The sequence below is a fragment of the Staphylococcus caprae genome, assembly GCF_003966625.1.
Classification (GTDB): Bacteria; Bacillota; Bacilli; order Staphylococcales; family Staphylococcaceae; genus Staphylococcus; species Staphylococcus caprae.
Genome location: NZ_AP018587.1, coordinates 2,343,505 through 2,363,231, shown reverse-complemented (window position 1 = coordinate 2,363,231; position 19,727 = coordinate 2,343,505). Strand labels below are relative to the sequence as shown.

Genomic DNA, 19,727 nt, shown 5'->3' with positions numbered 1-19,727 from the left:
CAAATAAAGGGGTGGGGGATACAATGAAACGTTATCGATATTTTATTATTACGATGATTGTTATTATGACAATGATTAACTACATCGATCGTGGCGCAATTTCTTATGCACAAGAAGATATCATAAAGGAATTTGGTTTTGACAATATTGCTTGGGGGTCTATCCTAGGCTACTTCGGTTACGGTTATATGTTTGGTTCATTACTAGGTGGAATTACAGCAGATAAAAAAGGACCAAAATTTGTATGGATTTTAGCAGGAGCAGCATGGTCAATCGTTGAAATTGCCATGGCATTTGCGGGTGAGCTCGGTATAGCTGTATTTGGAGGTTCAGCACTTGCAGGTTTTGGTTTACTGCGCGTACTTTTCGGTATCTCAGAAGGACCAATCTTTTCAACAATTAGTAAAACAAATGCCAACTGGGCAGCGCCAAAAGAACGTGGCGTATTATCAGCCTTAGGATTAATTGGTGTTCCATTAGGCGCACTCATTACTGCACCAATTGTGTCAGGTTTCCTAACAGTCGCGAACTGGCGTATACTCTTTGTTTTATTAGGGATTCTCGGTCTAGTCTGGGTTATGGTTTGGGCAAAGGTTTTTACAGATTACCCAGAAGATAATAAAAAGGTTTCAGAAGAAGAGTTGGACGAAATCCGATCCACGGAAGATAGTCTAAATGTCGAGAAAACAGTCGAAACAGAAGACGCAAGTGAAAAATGGTATCATTTTTTCAAAAGTCCAACACTTGTCGGGAATATGATTGGTTACTTTGGATTCCAGTATGTGAACTTTCTCATTTTGACTTGGACACCAAAGTATCTCCAAGATGAATATCATTTTCAAATTCATTCATTATGGTATCTAGGAATGATTCCATGGATTGGCGCATGTTTTACTGCCTATTTCGGCGGTCAAATGTCCGATTGGCTTCGTAAAAAGACGGGTAGTTTAAGAATCGCACGATCATATTTTTCAATTGCAGGCATGATTTGTGCGGCAATCTGTTTCTTAATTATTCCATTCACACATAGTATTGTCGCTGTCATGATACTTATGATGCTCGGTAACGCATTTATCTTCCTACCAAACGCTGTTTATTGGGCAGTCATTATTGATACAGCACCAAATAAAACAGGCACATATGGAGGGATTACACACTTCTTCGTTAATACCGCTACTGTGATTGCACCAACTTTAACAGGTTATCTCGTTGCAACACATGGTTATTCAACAATGTTTATCTCAGCGGTTGTCGCTTCAATCGTTAGTATTGTAGCAATGTGCTTTGTTAAACCAGGTGAGAAGAAGATGGCCAAACATTAGCTTACGCCTGACGCAACTTTTATTTGGTAAAAGGTCTATGCTTTACGCTCATGAGAAGTTATAAATTTAATTAAAGAAAAAACAGGCATTGCTTCGCACGTAGTGAGGCAATGCCTGTTTTCATAACAATAAAAGTATATTATTTAGACTGTAGAGAACCTTATTAAACGATTAAGTAGGGAAATTAATACTTCGTATTGTTTAGCTCCCTTGCCGCGGGCATGGCTTGGGAGTGATACAGAATTCTAGAATTTAAGAATTCGTATTATCACCCCCGCAAGGATGATTAGATGTTGAGCCATTTTATGAGCTCAATATCAATCAGCTACTGCGTAGCCTGTCTTTTAAAAATCAACTGACTTACAAGTAGTCTCAAGACGCATGCTATTCCTGCAGGCGTGTCGCCACAATACTCCTTTTGGCGACATGTGCTTTTATTTTCTATATTTTAAGCGGGCGAATGCGTCGTGTTGGTGAATAGATTCTTCGTTACGACATTCTATATCGAAGCCATCAATCCAATCAAAATCAACTAAATCTGCTGCAATTAATCGAATTAAATCTTCTACAAAGCGTGGGTTTTCATATGCACGTTCTGTTACACGTTTTTCATCTGGACGTTTCAAGATTGGATATAAAATCGAACTCGCATTGGCTTCCATCGCATCTAAAATTTTATCTTTATAATCATCAACGACATCTGTGTCTTTATTTAAATAAGTTTTGACCGTAACGATACCACGTTGATTGTGCGCTGAGTATTCACTAATCTCTTTAGAGCAAGGACATAACGTTGTCACTGCAGCTTCGATAGTTAGTTCTTTACGTGTCACTTTTTCGCCGTCGATGGCTAAACCGTATGTGACATCAGCATTTCCAATCGCTTTAATATGAGTGACAGGGCTAAAACGGTCAAAGAACCATTTTCCTGATACATCAACCCCAGCTGCATTTTGGTTCATTTTTTCTTGAAGTGTACGCAAAACTTGATAAAGCGTATTGAATTCAAGTTCAATGCCGTTGTTATAATGCTTTTCAACGCTTTCTAATATACGGCTCATGTTGATGCCTTTTTCATCTTTATTTAAACTCGTTGAAAAACTAAATAATCCAGCAGTTTGATACTGATCAATCAACACAGGATATGTTAAATTTTTAATTCCTACTTCTTCTATTTCAAATAGGAAATTTTTATGTGTACTTTGTAAATCGGTCATTTCATTTTTAGTTGTAGGTTTTGTACCTTCGACAGGGTCTACAGAGCCGAAATGTTTCCAGCGACCCTCTCGAGTAGATAAATCAAATTCTGTCATGTTTTACCTCCATTTAAGATTCGAAGTGATATGTCCAAAATGGCTCAACTTTTAAGAAACTTTGTGCTTGTCCATCAATATCAGGACTCGCAATTTGTTTTAAAAAAGGTCCTGTTTGTGAAGCATGTGCTTCAAAGGCTTTGAGTTTTAAATCACTATATTTAGAAATATCGTTTTGGATATCTGGTTGTCCTAGAATATCTGGTGCGTCGTTACTAAATGCGACAAGTGTAAGTCTTGGACGTTCAGATTCTGGCATGCGACCAACTGTACGAACGACAGCTTCGGCAGTCGCTTCGTGGTCAGGATGTACTGCGAATTTAGGATAGAATGAAATGATTAATGATGGATTTGTTTCTTCAATTAGATTTTTAATCATATTATCCATCTGATCATGAGGTTCGAATTCTACAGTTTTATCTCGTAATCCCATTTTTCGTAAGTCTGTAATACCGATTGCTCGGCAAGCATCTTCAAGTTCGCGTTCACGAACTTTAGGTAGTGATTCTCTTGTCGCAAAAGGAGGATTACCTAAGTTACGGCCCATTTGTCCTAGTGTTAAGCAAGCGTATGTGACTGGGACGCCTGCATCAATGTAACTTGCAATAGTTCCAGCAGATGAGAAAGTTTCGTCATCTGGATGTGGGAAGATGACAAGTACGTGTCTTTCATCAGTCATGAATCATAACCTCCTTTTAAATTGTAAATGGCTTTTCGCTCATTTCTATTGTAGCTGCCAATTGTCCTTCGTAATTAAATCCTGCGATGAGGAATTCGTTGTCTTCGTTGACTTCAAAGTGTGTTAGCCCTTGTACATAAACCCAACCGCCATCGCGTAATTTGAGACCTACACGATAAGGATCTTTTTCGCCACCTTTAAGTTGTGCATGTTCGTATGTGACTTGAATATTTCTTAGAAATGTACCAGCGTTAAATACACGTTCATCGAAATGGTTTGCATAGGCTCCATTTGTTGTCTCAACGTGTAAGTATATGGGTTTATTCTCATAAGAAGTTAACAAATTTAATACTTCTTGCTCATTAATAGGTTCCAACACGTTCACTCCCTTATCATTTGCAGTCTATTGTAAAGCTTTAGTAAAGGTATATCGCAACTTGTTTGTTTATAAAGCATCTATTATTCATAATTGATTTAAAAATGATGGCTATAAATAACATAATGCGATAATAGAATATCTGCAAATTCGTTTATCTATCTATTTTACTAGAAAGCGTTAAATATTTGTACACGAATGCTTGATTTAGTTAGGAAAATTTTCAATACCGGATTAAAGAGGACATATTTAAGTTTGTTAAATTACTTTAAATTAAGAATTATATTTTGTTAAATGTGTATATAACGAGTATATTATAATGGTAAGTTGGAAAGGTGTAAGTAGACAGAATTAAAATATGCCGAGGTGTTTAAAGTGAAAATCATCAATTTAGGTACAAAAAAACTTGCTTCATTTTACGTAGCGTGTGAACTATTTAAAGAAATGAGTCAACAACCTAATAGCAAGTTAGGTCTAGCTACTGGCGGGACAATGACTGATGTATATCGATATTTAGTAGGTTTATTAGAAAAGAATCAACTAGACGTCTCACATGTAGAAACATTTAATTTAGATGAATATGTCGGGTTACAGCCTAAGCATCCTCAAAGTTACCATCATTACATGGACGAAGTATTATTTAACGCATATCCTCATTTTAAAAAGGGTAATATTCATATACCAAAAGGGGATAGCAAGCATTTAGAAGAGGAAGCAGAACGTTATAATCAATTACTCAATGATAAAGGACCAGTAGATATACAAATATTAGGTATTGGTGAGAATGGTCATATAGGATTCAATGAACCAGGTACGGATTTGCATAGCGAGACACATATTGTTGATTTAACTGAAAGTACAATACGTGCAAATAGTCGTTATTTTGAAAGTGAGCAAGATGTACCAAAACAAGCAGTTTCAATGGGACTTGCAAGTATATTAAAAGCGAAACGAATTATTTTACTAGCATTTGGTGAAAAAAAGAAAGAAGCCATTCATAAATTGATGACGAACCAAGTAACAAGAGACATTCCTTCTACAATTTTACATGCCCATCCGAATGTGGAAGTATATGTAGATGATGAAGCGGCACCAGACAGTAATGAATAAGAACATCGCTAAGGTGATTATATTTAGGTCAGTTTTAAAAAAGTAATGAAGGGTAAACACGTTCATATAAGAGTTAAATACTCGAAAATGAAAGGATGTTTTCATTGGAATTACAATTAGCAATTGATTTATTAAATAAAGAAGAAGCCGCTGAATTAGCGAAAAAAGTTGAAGAATACGTAGATATTGTTGAAATTGGTACACCGATTGTGATTAATGAAGGTTTACCATCAGTACAACACTTAAATGAAAATATTAATAATGCAAAAGTATTAGCAGATTTAAAAATTATGGACGCAGCAGATTATGAAGTAAGCCAAGCCGTTAAATTTGGCGCAGATGTTGTAACTATTTTAGGTGTAGCAGAAGATGCTTCAATTAAAGCTGCAGTTGAAGAAGCGCATAAACATGGTAAAGAATTATTAGTGGATATGATTGCCGTTCAAGATTTAGAAAAACGCGCGAAAGAATTAGATGAAATGGGTGCAGATTATATCGCTGTACACACTGGTTATGACTTACAAGCTGAAGGTCAATCACCATTAGATAGTTTACGTACTGTTAAATCAGTGATTAAAAACTCTAAAGTCGCTGTAGCTGGTGGTATTAAACCAGATACAATTAAAGATATTGTTGCCGAAGAACCAGATTTAGTTATTGTTGGTGGCGGTATCGCAAATGCTGACGATCCTGTAGAAGCAGCAAAACAATGTCGCGATGCGATTGAAGGTAGATAGGATGTCAGAATTTAATAATTACCGTCTTATACTTGAAGAATTAGAGCATACGTTATCTCATGTTGATGATACGGATTATGAACGCTTTACGAATGATGTCATTGGTGCAGACAGAATCTTCGTAGCCGGCAAAGGCCGTTCAGGTTTTGTAGCAAATAGTTTTGCGATGCGTTTAAATCAACTTGGTGAAGATGCGTTTGTTGTAGGGGAATCAACAACACCATCTATTAAAGAACATGATTTATTTATTATTATTTCAGGATCAGGTTCAACTGAGCACTTAAGATTATTAGCTGATAAAGCAAAATCAATCGGTGCAAAAGTTGTCTTGATTACTACAAAAGCTGAGTCCTCTATTGGAGAATTAGCTGAAACAATAGTTGAATTACCGGCAGGGACTAAACATGAGGTTGAAGGTTCAAAGCAACCATTAGGTAGTTTGTTTGAACAAGCATCGCTCGTATTTTTAGATAGCGTGGTAATACCATTAATGGATGCATTTCACATTGATGAAGAAACAATGCAGAAGAACCATGCAAATTTAGAATAATGAATAATTAAGCCATTGATTTTGTGAATTTGATACAAAGTCGATGGCTTTTTTTACAATTTATCGAAATTTTAATCAAAAAAGTGTATATTTATAATGTGATTACTATTTAAGAGGTGAAACATCATGAATTTTGACAACTATATTTTTGATTTTGATGGGACTTTAGCAGATACGACTTCATGTCATGTGTATGCAACGCAAGAAGCTTTTAAAAATTTAGAATTAGAAATACCTAGTGAAGAAGAGATATTAAAAGTAATGAATCAACCTTTAGAAGAGGGATTTAAGTATTTAGTTAATAAAGATGTGACGAAAGCACAAGTTGAAGCATTTATCCAAGCGTATCATCAATACTATGATCGTTATGAGGTACATCATTTAAAAGAATATGCAGGCATCAGCGAAATGCTGCAATTGTTACATAATAAAAAGAAAAAACTCTTTGTGGTATCCAGTAAAAAATCAGATGTTGTGACAAAGCACTTAAATTATTTGGGACTGAATCGTTTTATGACAGATGCGTTAGGATTACATTCAAGGGAACATTTGAAGCCACATCATGAAACGTTACAGACGCTGATTCAAAATAATCATTTGAATTCAGGTCGAACAGTTTATATTGGCGATACAATTTATGATGTTAAAAGTGCCAATGCTTCAAATATTAAATCATGTGTGGTGACTTGGGGAGCACAATCTGCTCATGATTTATTACAAGAAAATCCTCATTATGTAGTTAATGAACCAGAAGAAATTATTACAATTTTATAAGTATATAACGCCTTAATTTCTGTGATGGAAGTTGAGGCGTTCTTTTTTGCGATGAGTTCTGCAGTAAATAATGTTAACATATTAATGTATAAAGTTTACATATGGTGATGACATGTTAGAAATAGTAAAAAATTTATATCGTTTTTCAGAGAGTAAACCTCATCAATTAGCACTCGTCTTTGATGAAGAGAAGTTTACCTATAGAGAGTTCATTCAAGTGATTGATGAAAGAACGAATCTATTAACTGATATCCAAAAGAATGAGAGAGTAGGTTTATTGAGCGATCATCCTATAAATAATCTTATTAATTATTTCGCAATTCATAATCTTGGTGGTCTTCCATGCTTTTTAAATCATCAATGGAGTGAATCTACAGTAAAGCAACTCGTTGAGAAGTATCAAATTGAATGGTTAATTCAAGATAAAGAGTTACTTTCAACTGGATGTGATGATAAAAACTTTGAAGATAATATTAAAAATCCGTTACTTCACATTGGATTTACTTCAGGAACGACAGGTTTGCCTAAAGCTTATTATCGGAATGAACCTTCGTGGTTAAGTTCTTATGAAGAAAATGAAAAATTAATTAATCATACGTCACAAGTGATTGTAGCGCCTGGGCCTCTATCGCATTCACTCTCACTATATGCGTGTATTTACGCATTGTTTACTGGAAGAACATTTATCGGACAAAAAGTATTTAATGCAGAAGCATTAATAGATAACATAATCAAGGTTCATCAACCGAGTGCTTTGTTTGTTGTGCCGACAATGCTCCATCAACTTGTTAATAAAGATTTATATGCTTCTAATATTAAAACTATTTTTAGTAGTGGAGCGAAGCTTTCAAAAGAGCAATTCGACAATGTGACACAACGCTATCCTTATATAGATTTAATCGAGTTTTTCGGTACTTCTGAAGCAAGTTTTATAAGTTATAACTTGAATCAATCAGCACCGGAGCAGTCGGTTGGTACACTGTTTCCGAATGTTGAAATTCAACTTTTAGAGCAAGATTCGAATCAAATCGGTTTATTGATGGTGCGAAGTGACATGACATTTAGTGGATATGTAAATGAACACGTAGTTGATGAAACATGGATTGAGACAGGTGACTATGCCTATTTTGAAAACAGAAATTTATATTTAGTGGGTAGGAAGAGTGACCGACTTATAGTTGGCGGTGTGAATGTCTATCCATCTGAAATTGAACGATTGGTAATGAAGCTTAATTGTGTTGAAGAGGCGATAATTATTGGTCAACCTCATCACAAATTTGGAGAAATATTAGTTCTGTTATATACAGGTAATGAAGAATTGGAATATATAAAGTTGAAACAGTATTTAACGAAGTATCTTTCTAGGTATGAAGTTCCGTCTAAAATAAAGAAAATCGACGCTATGATTTATACAGAGTCTGGAAAAATTGCTAGAGGAAAGATGAAATCTAAATATTTGAATGGAGAGATATAATCATGAAGCAACCAGTGATTGTTGCTGCCAAACGAACGACTTTTGGTAAATATGGTGGAAACTTAAAGCATTTAGAACCTGAGCAATTGTTACAACCATTGTTTAATCATTTTAAGGAAGAATACCCTGAAATAATGGAATATATTGAGGACGTAATAATTGGAAATACAGTTGGCAATGGTGGGAATATTGCTAGGAAATCATTACTTGAAGCAGGTTTAAGCCACACGATTCCAGGTGTTACTATAGATCGACAATGCGGGTCAGGATTAGAAACCATCATCCAAGCGTGTAGGATGATACAGAGTAATGCGGGCCAAGTTTATATTGCTGGTGGTGTGGAGAGTGTGAGTAGAGCGCCATGGAAACTAAAACGTCCACAATCAGTTTATGAAGCGGAGTTTCCTCAATTCTTCGAAAGAGCATCATTTGCACCTGATGGGCAAGATCCCTCAATGATTGAAGCAGCAGAAAATGTCGCTCAAACATACCACATTTCAAGAGAAAGACAAGACGAGTTTGCCTATCGAAGTCATCAATTGACCAATGAACATATAAATAACGGGAATATTTCCCGAGAAATACTTCCTATTAAAGTTAAAGGTGCTTGGTTTGATAGAGACGAAAGTATTAAACCACGACTTACTTTAGAAAAATTAAATAGATTTAAACCTTTGCTAAATGAAGGTACTGTTACAGTAGGAAATAGTTGCATGAAAAATGATGGGGCAGTTTTACTGCTTATTATGGAAGAATCACTTGCAAAAAGGTTAGGTTTTAAAGAGGGATTAAAATTTATAGAAAGTAGCACAGTGGGTGTTGATCCTAAGTATTTAGGTATAGGTCCAGTGCCAGCTGTAACAAAGTTGATGAAAAGAACCAATATAAGTATGGAGGCTATCGATACATTGGAACTTAATGAAGCGTTTAGTTCTCAAGTCATCGCATGCCAGGATGAACTGAATATACCGATTGCGAAACTGAATCGATGGGGTGGTGCCATTGCATCTGGCCATCCATATGGTGCAAGTGGAGCAGCTTTAGTCGCTCGATTATTTCATATGAAATCCTATTATAGATCTATTGCTACTATGGGGATAGGGGGAGGCATGGGTAATGCAGTATTATTTGAAAGATGGTGAAGAAAGAAGAACGGTTACGTTTCATGAAAGTGATGTTCAAAAATATTGTCTCCTTTTCAATATAGAATTCAATGGTCACGTTCCTACTTTGATGTGTGCAAAGTTATGGCCTGAATTTGAAATTTATAAAAGTTTTGTAAAGGAAACTTTAATTTTAAAAGAGACATATATTAAAGAAATTAATAAATTAGTAACTAATGAAGACTATAGCGCGATTTTACGCAAAATTTCAGAGAAAATAATCAAAAATATTGTCAAGTATAGATATAGTTTGGAAATTAATAAAAATAACTATAAATGTATATATATAGAACAAGAATTTATCGAGGTAAAGCGTTAAAATGAAAATTTCAAATGAATTAATTGAAACATATTTATCATTAGTTAACGATAAAAATCCAGTTCACAATGAAATTGTTCCAGGTCAATTGGTATGCGAAATCGCATTTTCAGAGCTTAACATTCACTGGGATAACTATAAAATTAAATATCTCAGACCCATTGATATACATGATGATATACGTTTTTTTGTTGAGGATGAAACGAAAATAAAAGTTTCGAATAATTTAGACGGGGTAAAATTAGTAATATTAAGAATTTAGATTAAAAATTATATTTTTAAAGTTTTATTTCCGGTAATCATAATTAATGAAAGCAATTTCAAATGTCAAAATTAAATATCTGTAAAATGAATAAACTTGAATTATTGAAAATTATTAAACTTGAATTAATTTGACATTAGAGATTAACAACGTATAATTATGTAACATATCACAAGGGAGTGTTATTGAAATGGATTTCGATAAAAATCAAATTAATGTGGTAGACGGTAAAGAAGCGAAAAAAACCGTCGTAGCTACCGGAATCGGTAACGCCATGGAATGGTTTGACTTTGGGGTTTATGCGTACACGACTGCATACATAGGAGCGAATTTCTTCTCTCCAGTACAAAATCCTCAAATACAACAAATATTAACATTTGCAGCTTTAGCCATTGCGTTCTTATTAAGACCTATTGGTGGTATTGTATTTGGTATCATTGGGGATAAATACGGACGTAAAGTTGTATTAACTACTACAATTATTTTAATGGCGCTATCTACGCTAACGATAGGCTTGCTGCCAAATTACGATACTATAGGTTTATGGGCGCCTATATTATTACTACTTGCTAGGGTTTTACAAGGTTTCTCAACTGGTGGGGAATATGCCGGCGCTATGACATATGTTGCTGAATCATCACCAGATAAACGTCGTAATAGTTTAGGAAGTGGACTTGAAATTGGTACGCTTTCAGGTTACATTGCAGCTTCAATTATGATTGCTATACTAAGCTTCTTCCTTAATCACGATCAAATGCAAGCATGGGGTTGGAGAATTCCATTTATTTTAGGTTTATTCTTAGGTTTATTTGGACTTTATTTACGTCGTAAACTTGAAGAATCACCTGTATATGAAAATGATGTTGCGACTACGCCACAAAGAGATAACATTGGATTCTTTACAATTATCCGTTACTACTACAAAGATATTTTAGTTTGTTTCGTAGCGGTAGTATTCTTTAACGTTACAAACTATTCAGTAACGGCATACTTACCAACTTACCTCGGTCAGGTTGTTAAGCTAGATGAAACAACTACGAGTGTACTTATCACATGTGTGATGGCAATGATGATTCCATTAGCTTTAATGTTTGGTAAATTGGCAGACAAAGTTGGTGAGAAAAAAGTATTCTTAATAGGTACAGGCGGTCTTACTTTATTAAGTATCGTGGCGTACAGTTTATTAAGTACTAAATCATTACCTTTAATTATTATTGGTGTATTTATTTTAGGTTTCTTCTTATCAACATATGAAGCCACAATGCCAGGTTCATTACCAACAATGTTCTATACGCATATTAGGTATCGTACATTATCTGTAACATTTAACGTATCTGTTTCTCTATTTGGTGGTACAACACCATTACTTGCTTCTTGGCTAGTAGAGAGAACTGGAAATATTTTAGCACCCGCTTATTATTTAACTGCGATTAGTTTAATCGGATTCTTAGTAATTACATTCTTGCATGTCAGCACTGCAGGTAAGTCGCTTAAAGGTTCTTATCCTAACGTGGACAATGAAAAAGATAGAAAATACTATGAAGATAATCCGAAAAAAGCTTTATGGTGGGTTAAAGAAAGAAAAGAAAAAGAAGATTTCTAAAATTATATTTGAAGGCAAGGCGCCGAGACGCCTTGCCTTTTTCATACAAAAAATTAAAACGCTAATGTTAGCAACGCTCAAAGGTTCTCTCTGAGCTTATTAGGGACAATTTTAGCTAACATTAACGTTTTTACATATTAAGGTGAGTTTTTTAGGGATGATAGAATGGCTTTAAAAGTCTAAAGAGTTAGGGGACAGAAAACTTTAAAAGCGCATCTGTTTAGGGAATTATTAGAAAACAAATTCTAATTCTCAAATTCTTAATTGGATTTTTGTGCATTGTCTAGGTGTGAAAATAACGTTCTTTGTTTTAATAACTCATTCTCATGTTGTCAACGTCATTTTCTAGTAGAGAGAGCAATTTATAGATTTCAAATTTATTGAAGGTCTCATCACATTTTACTGTAATTGTCTTGAAAGATTTAGTTATGATTTCGTAAATCGGTACTCCATTTTCTATATTTTGCTTGTAGATAATCATGTTGTTCATTTCCTCCTTTGTCTCTCTACACTTTATATAGTAAATGAATTTCCATAGAAAAACATGGGCCTATGGTATCAACTTTTTATACAACGAACATCGGAGAACAATCTAGGACTTTGTACCTAGAAATTGAGAGAAAATATATATCAAATTTCAATGTGCCCAATCATTGACGTGAAGCTATTTTCTCATGAAAAAACGAAGCTGGGACATAATTAATCGTCTCAGCTTCCTTTAACATATTGGCAGTAGATGTCTGAATTAAAAGTGCGCTTATATCAAGCTTCTTTTAATCCTAGCCATCCTTGCCGGCGGGGCCCCAACATAGAGAATTTCTTAAAAAGAAATTCTACAAACAATGAAAGTTGGGAGCGGGACAACGAAAATAATTTTGCTAAATTATATTTCTGTCCCACTCCCATAAGAAGTACTAGCATTTTTTATAAAAATGCAGTGCTTCTTTAAACCTCGGTAACATCTACGTCGATGTGTTCAATGCGGTTGTAAGCGCCATGGTCAACTGGACCGACGAAATCATTCATTTTCCATCCATTTTTAATTGCTGAAGCAACGAAGGCTTTGGCAGCAATGACAGCCTCTTTTGGAGATTTACCGTTCGCTAAGTAAGCTGTCGTTGCAGCTGCGAACGTACAACCTGCTCCGTGATTATAGCTTTGTTGGAACATGTCAGTCGTTAATTGATAGAACGTTTGTCCGTCATAATATAAGTCGTAAGATTTATCTTGATCTAATGCTTTTCCGCCTTTAATGATGACATGAGGTGTACCTGCATCATAAATCTTTTGAGCAGCTTCTTTCATGTCTTCAATGGAAGTTAATTTTCCTAAGCCTGAAAGTTGACCAGCTTCAAATAAGTTTGGAGTTACAACAGTAGCTTTAGGTAATAAATATTTAATCATAGCGTCAGTATTTCCTGGGTTAAGTACTTCGTCTTCACCTTTACATACCATGACTGGGTCCACTACGAAATATTTCGCACCAGATTCTTCAAATGCTTCGCCAGCACGTTTGATAATTTCTTCCGTACCTAACATTCCCGTTTTAATTGCATCTGGGCCGATAGAAATTGCTGTTTGAAGTTGCTTTTCAAAGACATCCATATCTAGAGGTGTCACATCATGTGACCAAGTTTCTTTATCCATTGTTACGATAGAAGTTAAAGCTACCATTCCATACGTATCTAATTCTTGGAAAGTTTTAAGATCCGCTTGCATACCAGCGCCAGCACTAGTATCAGAACCTGCAATTGTTAATACTTTTTTTAAAGCCATCATCGATTCACTCCCGTTAAATTCTAATATATCTTTAATCATACCACGTTTATCGGGTAAGCTAAATATTTATACTTATTGAAAATGAGGTCCACAAATCACCATATTAGCCATTTAATTCAGACATCATCAATTTAGAATTAATAGGAAGAAACGTCATTTCGTCTTTAGTTAAAACTTCTTCAGTTAATTGAACTTTGAAAAGTTGATTGCTGAAGTACGGCTTAATGTAATAAGTTTTATCTTTACTATCCATCACCAGTTGGTATTGCGTGTAATGTGTTTCACCAGCATCAAGTACAGCGCCTTGAGGAATGCTTACAGAATCTAAAATTTTAAAACAATTCATAAGGTTAATATCTTCATCGTCTGCGGATTGAAGATGATGTCTTAAATATGTCGCTCTTACAAAGCGTTCAGTGGAAGTATAACCTCCAGGTAAGCCATTCGTACCAGCTTCACAACCCATTGAACGCACTAAAACTTTTCCTACAAGTTGATTTGCTGATTTTTCAGGTTGTAGAAATGCATAATTTCTTAAATTTTCAACATGCCATTCTAACTTAGGGGCATTTGTTAGCACTTTAACATGGTTATCTTTAACGATAAGTAAGCCGTTATGAGGTTCAACAGCAACCGTATGACCACTGTTATCTGTGATAATAAAGTGTAATGGGGGAACGACGTTTAAAGTAGTGTTTTTCTCATTCATAATATTAATTGTCTTCACTTTTTGTTTTAACTCATCAACATTTTTAATGAAGCCGAGTACCCATACGATGAATTCTTCGGGAGCTAAATTTAAATATCCGTATCTTCTATGACTACTGTAGGAAGCTTCACCTGTAAAGTAGTGATTGGAGATAGCTACGCCTTGTTCATTAATACCATCCCCGAAACGGTATCGACCAACCTTCAGATTTGTTCCGACGAATCCATATTCAAGACGCATTTCAGACTCTAAGTCAAATTGATAGTTATAATGACGTGGTACAACTGTAGGAATACCATTAAATTCGAATGCGAAATCCATTGTTCTAGCTAAGTAATGATGTTTTTTCTTTGTGAAAAATGAAAAACCAGTACACATATGTCTACGCTCCAAACTTATAGAAAATTAATGATTTAGTAGTACTATAGTCAAAATCACTCAATTTGTAAACTTTTAAAACTAAACAGTTTACATTAGCTCTAGCATATTATAATAAACATCACCTCTTACGCTTGGATATGTTAAAATATGGCGAGAGGTGAATACGATGAAATGGTCAGAAATTTTTCATGATATAACGTCACGACATGACTTTCAGGCAATGCACGACTTCTTAGAAAAGGAGTATACGACGCAAATTGTATACCCTGATAGAAAGAACATTTACCAAGCATTCGAGTTAACACCGTTTGAAAATATTAAAGTAGTTATACTAGGTCAGGATCCCTATCATGGACCTAATCAAGCACATGGTTTAGCATTTTCAGTGCAACCTAATGCTAAATTTCCACCATCATTAAAAAATATGTATCAGGAACTAGAAGATGATATTGGTTGCCATAGAACTTCACCACATTTACAAGATTGGGCCAGAGAAGGCGTATTATTATTAAATACTGTACTTACAGTGAGACAAGGTGAAGCGCATTCTCATAGAGATATTGGCTGGGAAATATTTACAGATGAAGTCATTGAGGCAGTTTCAAAACATCGCGAAGATGTGGTCTTTATTTTGTGGGGCAAACCAGCACAACAAAAAGAAAAACTTATTGATACATCTAAGCATCTAGTTATTAAATCTCCTCATCCAAGTCCATTATCTGCGTTTAGAGGTTTCTTTGGTTCGAAACCATACTCTAGAACTAATGACTATTTGCAATCTAAAGGCAAAGCACCTATCAATTGGTGCGAAGGTTAAGGTGATTGGCAATGAATAAAGATAAATTGATTCAATTGATCGAACAAGAACTCGTACAAGCGGATGAAGCGCAAACTGAATCTGAATTTGAAAAGCATATGTATGCGATACATACTTTAACTTCTTTATATACCTCAAATGATAGTCAAACTTCATCTCATAATATGAGCCAAACATCTGTGAACCATACTTTCTCATCTGCTAATCAGAAAGAAAGTCAGTCAACTTCACATAAGAGTGAAGTGACAGCAGCAGAAATTGAAGCAATGGGTGGAAAAGTGCCTCAATCTATGAAAAATGCACATACTTCAAATTCAAATTTAATGTCAACAGATGACAATATAGGAAATGGCGAATCTATTTTCGATTTTTAATTAAAAAGGAGCACAATTGAAATGATGAAATTATTTATAATTTTAGGTGCACTCAACACGATGATGGCTGTAGGAACAGGAGCATTTGGTGCACATGGTTTAGAGAATAAGTTATCAGAAAAATACATGTCCGTCTGGGAAAAAGCGACAATGTACCAAATGTATCATGGTTTAGGACTATTAGTTATTGGTGTCATTAGTGGTACAACAGCAATTAATGTTAATTGGGCAGGCTGGCTAATGTTCTTCGGAATTGTCTTCTTTAGCGGTTCTTTATATATCTTAGCTTTAACTCAAATTCGTATTTTAGGTGCGATTACGCCAATTGGAGGCGTATTGTTTATAGCAGGATGGCTTATGCTCATTATCGCAACATTTAAATTTGCTGGATAAATTATTACTAAGCGCACATTAAAATAGTTAACTTTTAAAACGATTGAAACCCTAAAATTTTACAAAAAATTACAGATTAAAAACTCACCTTTTTGGGTATAGGATACCTTCGAGGTGAGTTTTATTTATGGAAAATAAAAATAAACAAGTAGATAGAGGTGACCTTAAGCAAAACCTATCTGAAAAATTTGTGTGGGCTATCGCTTACGGCTCATGTATAGGATGGGGCGCCTTTATTTTACCTGGAGATTGGATTAAACAATCAGGTCCGATTGCATCCTCAATAGGTATTGTTATCGGGGCACTATTAATGATTTTAATCGCTGTCAGCTATGGTGCCTTAGTTGAGAAATTTCCAGTTTCAGGTGGCGCATTTGCTTTTAGTTTCTTAAGTTTTGGGAGATATGTAAGTTTCTTCTCGTCATGGTTTTTAACGTTTGGGTATGTCTGTGTCGTAGCACTTAATGCAACGGCGTTTAGTTTATTAATCAAATTCTTGTTACCTAACGTATTAAATAATGGGAAGCTTTATACTGTTGCAGGTTGGGATGTCTACATAACTGAAATCATTATAGCTACAGTACTATTATTAATCTTTATGTTTGTAGCTATTAGAGGTGCAAGTGTCTCAGGCTCACTACAATATTATTTCTGTGTAGCGATGGTTATCGTTGTGTTACTTATGTTCTTTGGATCTTTCTTTGGTAACAACTTCGAAATCAGTAATTTACAGCCTTTAGCTAATTCTGATAAAGGATGGTTTAAGTCTATTATTATGATTGTCGCCATTGCACCATGGGCATATGTAGGCTTTGATAATATTCCACAAACAGCTGAAGAATTTGATTTCGCACCAAACAAAACATTTAAATTAATCGTTTATAGTTTACTTGCAGCATCATTAACTTACGTTGTGATGTTACTTTATACAGGTTGGTTAGGTACGCATACGAAAAGTTTAAATGGTAACTTATGGTTAACTGGAGCAGTAACTCAAGAAGCCTTTGGTTATATTGGCCTTGGTGTGTTAGCTATTGCGATTGCGATGGGTATCTTTACAGGTTTAAACGGCTTCTTAATGAGTTCAAGTCGTCTGTTATTCTCTATGGGACGTTCAGGAATTATGCCTACAGTATTCAGCAAATTGCATAGTAAATATAAGACGCCATATGTAGCAATCATTTTCTTAGTGGCGGTAGCATTAGTAGCGCCTTGGTTAGGCCGTAATGCATTAAATTGGATTGTTACCATGTCGTCAACTGGTGTCTCTATTGCATACTTCATTACTTGCCTATCAGCAGCGAAATTATTTAGTTATGATAAACAAAGTAATACGTATGCACCGATATATAAAACATTTGCAATAATTGGTTCAATCGTATCATTCATTTTCTTAGGATTATTACTTATCCCTGGATCTCCAGCAACACTGCCAGGACCATCTTATATTGCATTGGCTATTTGGTTAGTCATTGGATTAGTATTCTTCTTTATACGTTATCCAAAACTTAAGAGAATGGATAATGACGAACTCAGTCGACTTATTCTTAATCGCTCTGAAAATGAAGTCGAAGACATGATTGATGAACCTAATAAATAGATTTAAAAATACTTTTATGCGTTATTTAAAAAGTGGAGTGCTAGGACAAAATCCATAGCCTCCACTTTATTTATGTCTTATAATCTTTTTCGAGTACGGTCGAACCCTGAAATAACAATTTTTGAAATTTGATCTGCAAATAATAAGCCTAACGCAATGGCTCCAGCTATTAGCGTGACTTCAAGCATTGTATTAATTGCAGTACTGAAATGAAGTAGCACTAAATTTTTGGTTGCATCATAAGCCAGACCACCTGGTACTAATGGAATGATACCGGTTACCATAAAGATAATCACAGGCTCTCTCATGTGTCTAGCCATATAGTGACTTAACAAGCCTAAAGCTAAGCTACCAAAGAAGCTTGAATAAATCGTATGAACTTCCAATCCATCAAAGAAAAGAATATAAACCATCCAACCGCAAGCACCTACGAAGCCACATGATAAATATAACTTTCTTGGTGCATCAAATATCACACAGAAAAAGAGTGAGGCGAGAAAGCTAAATATGAAGTTAAATATCCAAAACATTTCTAACCGCCTCCTAAACTAAAATTAAAACGGAACTTACGCCCGCACCGATACCAAATGAAGTGACTAATGCTTCTAAAGATTTAGTTGTAAACATCAACATATGCCCACCAAATAAATCTTGAATGGCATTTGTAATCAATACACCAGGTACAATCGGCATCACTGCTGCAATAATAATTGTTGCCAGATCTCCGCTTGGTACAAGGGAATGTCCTAAAACGGCAATGATACCAATAACAAGCGAACCTAGAAATTCCGGTATAAATTGTGCATGTAATTTACGGTCTAAAATTTCAACAACAAGATAACCAATACTTCCAGCAAGTAAGGCTGTAGCGATATCAATAAGACGTCCCCCTTGTAAATACAGAAAACTTACCGCGATAATCGCTGCTGCTATACCTTTAAAGGGAAGACTGCTGTCTCTCTTAGCTACATATATTTCTTCTAATTTCTTCTTTGCATCTTCAAGACTGATAGAGCCATGAGTAATTTGTCTTGAAATCTCGTTAGCCTGAGAAATTTTAATTAAATTTGTATCGCGAGATTTAATTCTATATAAACGCGGATAGGACTCATTATGTAGGGTAAATTGAATTACAGTATTTGTTACAAAGCTATTACTTTCAGAATAACCCAGCTTCATAGCAATACGTGACATAGTATCTTCTACTCTAGTACCTTCAGCACCAGATTCTAATAATATACGTGCAGCTAACATGACCACGTCCTTGATGAGACTTTCATGCGCTGTTTCATTTGAATTAATAGTCATGACATCACCAAATTTTTAAAATATTATGAATTTAATTATTATTATAGTAGAAGTAATTTGAAAAGACCACAACCAGCGTTTGACGGCACAAGTTTGAAGGGAGCTTGTGAGAAGGATAAATGAAGAGCTGGGAAAGTATAATTAATTTATTAAAATAGCATTATTTTTAAACTAATAATGAATTTATACCGAAAGAGTGTACTATTATCATTTTAATATGTTTCAAATATTTCAAAATGGTTAATGAAATATTAGTTAACGATTACAAAGGATATATTGGGTAGCGACTGTATATTCTCTAAAGTTAACTTAATACGTAGTAGTGGTTAAAGTTCTCCTAAGGATACTACTAGGAAGCACACTTCGAGTTCTCCGGAGTGTGTTTCTTTTTTTGAAAAAGATAGCTTATTTGAAATCATCACATATTATAAATAAATCATCAGCTAGTGCTTATAGACTGTAGACAACTTTTTAAATTAAGACTCATATATCAATACTTCGTATTTCTGTGGTGAATAAAATTTACACATGAATTCAAAACTCATGTGCTTTTTAGTGAATATGATTGCTTGATTGAATACTGTTTTCTTACAATCTGTTACGTTAAATATGCTCTGTAGATAAGTTAAGGGAGTGGGGCTGAAATATAATTTAGGAAAATTAATTTCGTTGTCCCACTCCCTA

At 34.8% G+C, this 19,727-nt stretch carries 22 protein-coding genes; 14 read left to right on the top strand and 8 right to left on the bottom strand.

Going from position 1 to position 19,727, the window contains the following annotated elements; all coding sequences use genetic code 11:
• The first annotated feature begins 23 nt into the window (after nt 1–23).
• Entirely contained in the window at nt 24–1,322 is a 1,299-nt protein-coding gene (locus tag JMUB898_RS11425; RefSeq protein WP_044466948.1) for an MFS transporter, read from the top strand.
• Between the two features lie 434 nt (nt 1,323–1,756).
• On the opposite strand, the gene folE2 is transcribed toward JMUB898_RS11425, so the two are convergent.
• From folE2 to JMUB898_RS11410, 3 genes are read right to left on the bottom strand one after another with little or no spacing between them, the layout of a single operon-like run.
• Complete coding sequence (gene folE2, locus JMUB898_RS11420; RefSeq protein WP_002441149.1) at nt 1,757–2,635, bottom strand: GTP cyclohydrolase FolE2; 879 nt, start codon at nt 2,633–2,635, stop codon at nt 1,757–1,759.
• Nucleotides 2,636–2,648: 13 nt separating this feature from the next.
• Nucleotides 2,649–3,314 (bottom strand): bacillithiol biosynthesis deacetylase BshB2, encoded by a 666-nt coding sequence (gene bshB2, locus JMUB898_RS11415; protein WP_002441151.1) that lies wholly within the window; start codon nt 3,312–3,314, stop codon nt 2,649–2,651.
• Between the two features lie 16 nt (nt 3,315–3,330).
• Nucleotides 3,331–3,693: a YojF family protein gene (locus tag JMUB898_RS11410; RefSeq protein WP_002441153.1), complete on the bottom strand. Its 363-nt coding sequence runs from the start codon at nt 3,691–3,693 to the stop codon at nt 3,331–3,333.
• A gap of 372 nt (nt 3,694–4,065) precedes the next feature.
• Between JMUB898_RS11410 and nagB the strand changes: the two genes are divergently transcribed.
• The 9 genes from nagB (at nt 4,066) to JMUB898_RS11365 (ending at nt 11,682) form a co-directional block, all read left to right on the top strand.
• Nucleotides 4,066–4,800, top strand: coding sequence for a glucosamine-6-phosphate deaminase (nagB, locus tag JMUB898_RS11405; RefSeq protein ID WP_002441156.1), 735 nt, complete (start codon nt 4,066–4,068; stop codon nt 4,798–4,800).
• Between the two features lie 104 nt (nt 4,801–4,904).
• Nucleotides 4,905–5,537 (top strand): 3-hexulose-6-phosphate synthase, encoded by a 633-nt coding sequence (hxlA, locus tag JMUB898_RS11400; RefSeq protein ID WP_037541131.1) that lies wholly within the window; start codon nt 4,905–4,907, stop codon nt 5,535–5,537.
• Nucleotide 5,538: 1 nt separating this feature from the next.
• Entirely contained in the window at nt 5,539–6,087 is a 549-nt protein-coding gene (gene hxlB, locus JMUB898_RS11395; RefSeq protein WP_037541132.1) for a 6-phospho-3-hexuloisomerase, read from the top strand.
• A gap of 126 nt (nt 6,088–6,213) precedes the next feature.
• Nucleotides 6,214–6,861 carry an HAD family hydrolase gene (locus JMUB898_RS11390; protein WP_002441162.1) on the top strand — a complete coding sequence of 216 codons (648 nt, stop codon included), beginning with the start codon at nt 6,214–6,216 and terminating at the stop codon, nt 6,859–6,861.
• A gap of 112 nt (nt 6,862–6,973) precedes the next feature.
• On the top strand, nt 6,974–8,335 hold the full coding sequence (locus tag JMUB898_RS11385) for an AMP-binding protein (RefSeq protein ID WP_002441163.1): 1,362 nt from the start codon (nt 6,974–6,976) through the stop codon (nt 8,333–8,335).
• Between the two features lie 2 nt (nt 8,336–8,337).
• On the top strand, nt 8,338–9,477 hold the full coding sequence (locus JMUB898_RS11380; protein ID WP_002441166.1) for an acetyl-CoA C-acyltransferase: 1,140 nt from the start codon (nt 8,338–8,340) through the stop codon (nt 9,475–9,477).
• A complete protein-coding gene (locus tag JMUB898_RS11375) occupies nt 9,452–9,817 on the top strand; it encodes a hypothetical protein (protein WP_002441168.1) in 366 nt (121 codons plus the stop codon). Before JMUB898_RS11380 ends, JMUB898_RS11375 begins: the two co-directional genes overlap by 26 nt.
• 1 nt (nt 9,818) lies before the next feature.
• Nucleotides 9,819–10,079, top strand: coding sequence for a hypothetical protein (locus tag JMUB898_RS11370; RefSeq protein WP_002441170.1), 261 nt, complete (start codon nt 9,819–9,821; stop codon nt 10,077–10,079).
• A 190-nt stretch (nt 10,080–10,269) separates the two neighbouring features.
• On the top strand, nt 10,270–11,682 hold the full coding sequence (locus tag JMUB898_RS11365; RefSeq protein ID WP_002441172.1) for an MFS transporter: 1,413 nt from the start codon (nt 10,270–10,272) through the stop codon (nt 11,680–11,682).
• Nucleotides 11,683–11,992: 310 nt separating this feature from the next.
• Here JMUB898_RS11365 and vraX read toward each other — a convergent pair whose 3' ends face one another.
• From vraX to JMUB898_RS11355, 3 genes are all read right to left on the bottom strand, one after another.
• On the bottom strand, nt 11,993–12,163 hold the full coding sequence (gene vraX / locus JMUB898_RS12700; RefSeq protein WP_002441175.1) for a C1q-binding complement inhibitor VraX: 171 nt from the start codon (nt 12,161–12,163) through the stop codon (nt 11,993–11,995).
• Nucleotides 12,164–12,627: 464 nt separating this feature from the next.
• Nucleotides 12,628–13,458: a bifunctional hydroxymethylpyrimidine kinase/phosphomethylpyrimidine kinase gene (gene thiD, locus JMUB898_RS11360; protein WP_037541527.1), complete on the bottom strand. Its 831-nt coding sequence runs from the start codon at nt 13,456–13,458 to the stop codon at nt 12,628–12,630.
• 106 nt (nt 13,459–13,564) lie between these two features.
• A complete protein-coding gene (locus tag JMUB898_RS11355; protein ID WP_002441178.1) occupies nt 13,565–14,548 on the bottom strand; it encodes a choloylglycine hydrolase family protein in 984 nt (327 codons plus the stop codon).
• Between the two features lie 169 nt (nt 14,549–14,717).
• Here JMUB898_RS11355 and JMUB898_RS11350 point away from each other — a divergent pair, with 169 nt between their 5' ends.
• From JMUB898_RS11350 to JMUB898_RS11335, 4 genes are all read left to right on the top strand, one after another.
• The gene (locus tag JMUB898_RS11350; RefSeq protein WP_002441181.1) at nt 14,718–15,368 is read left to right on the top strand and encodes a uracil-DNA glycosylase; all 651 of its coding nucleotides are present in this window, start codon (nt 14,718–14,720) and stop codon (nt 15,366–15,368) included.
• Nucleotides 15,369–15,379: 11 nt separating this feature from the next.
• Complete coding sequence (locus tag JMUB898_RS11345; RefSeq protein ID WP_002441183.1) at nt 15,380–15,742, top strand: DUF5327 family protein; 363 nt, start codon at nt 15,380–15,382, stop codon at nt 15,740–15,742.
• A 24-nt stretch (nt 15,743–15,766) separates the two neighbouring features.
• Nucleotides 15,767–16,135: a DUF423 domain-containing protein gene (locus tag JMUB898_RS11340; protein WP_002441185.1), complete on the top strand. Its 369-nt coding sequence runs from the start codon at nt 15,767–15,769 to the stop codon at nt 16,133–16,135.
• A 127-nt stretch (nt 16,136–16,262) separates the two neighbouring features.
• Nucleotides 16,263–17,735: an APC family permease gene (locus tag JMUB898_RS11335; protein ID WP_002441187.1), complete on the top strand. Its 1,473-nt coding sequence runs from the start codon at nt 16,263–16,265 to the stop codon at nt 17,733–17,735.
• 77 nt (nt 17,736–17,812) lie between these two features.
• Here the strand turns inward: JMUB898_RS11335 and JMUB898_RS11330 are convergent, their stop codons facing one another.
• Complete coding sequence (locus tag JMUB898_RS11330; protein WP_002441189.1) at nt 17,813–18,265, bottom strand: threonine/serine exporter family protein; 453 nt, start codon at nt 18,263–18,265, stop codon at nt 17,813–17,815.
• Nucleotides 18,266–18,278: 13 nt separating this feature from the next.
• Nucleotides 18,279–19,043, bottom strand: coding sequence for a threonine/serine exporter family protein (locus JMUB898_RS11325; protein WP_002441191.1), 765 nt, complete (start codon nt 19,041–19,043; stop codon nt 18,279–18,281).
• Nucleotides 19,044–19,727: the final 684 nt, after the last annotated feature.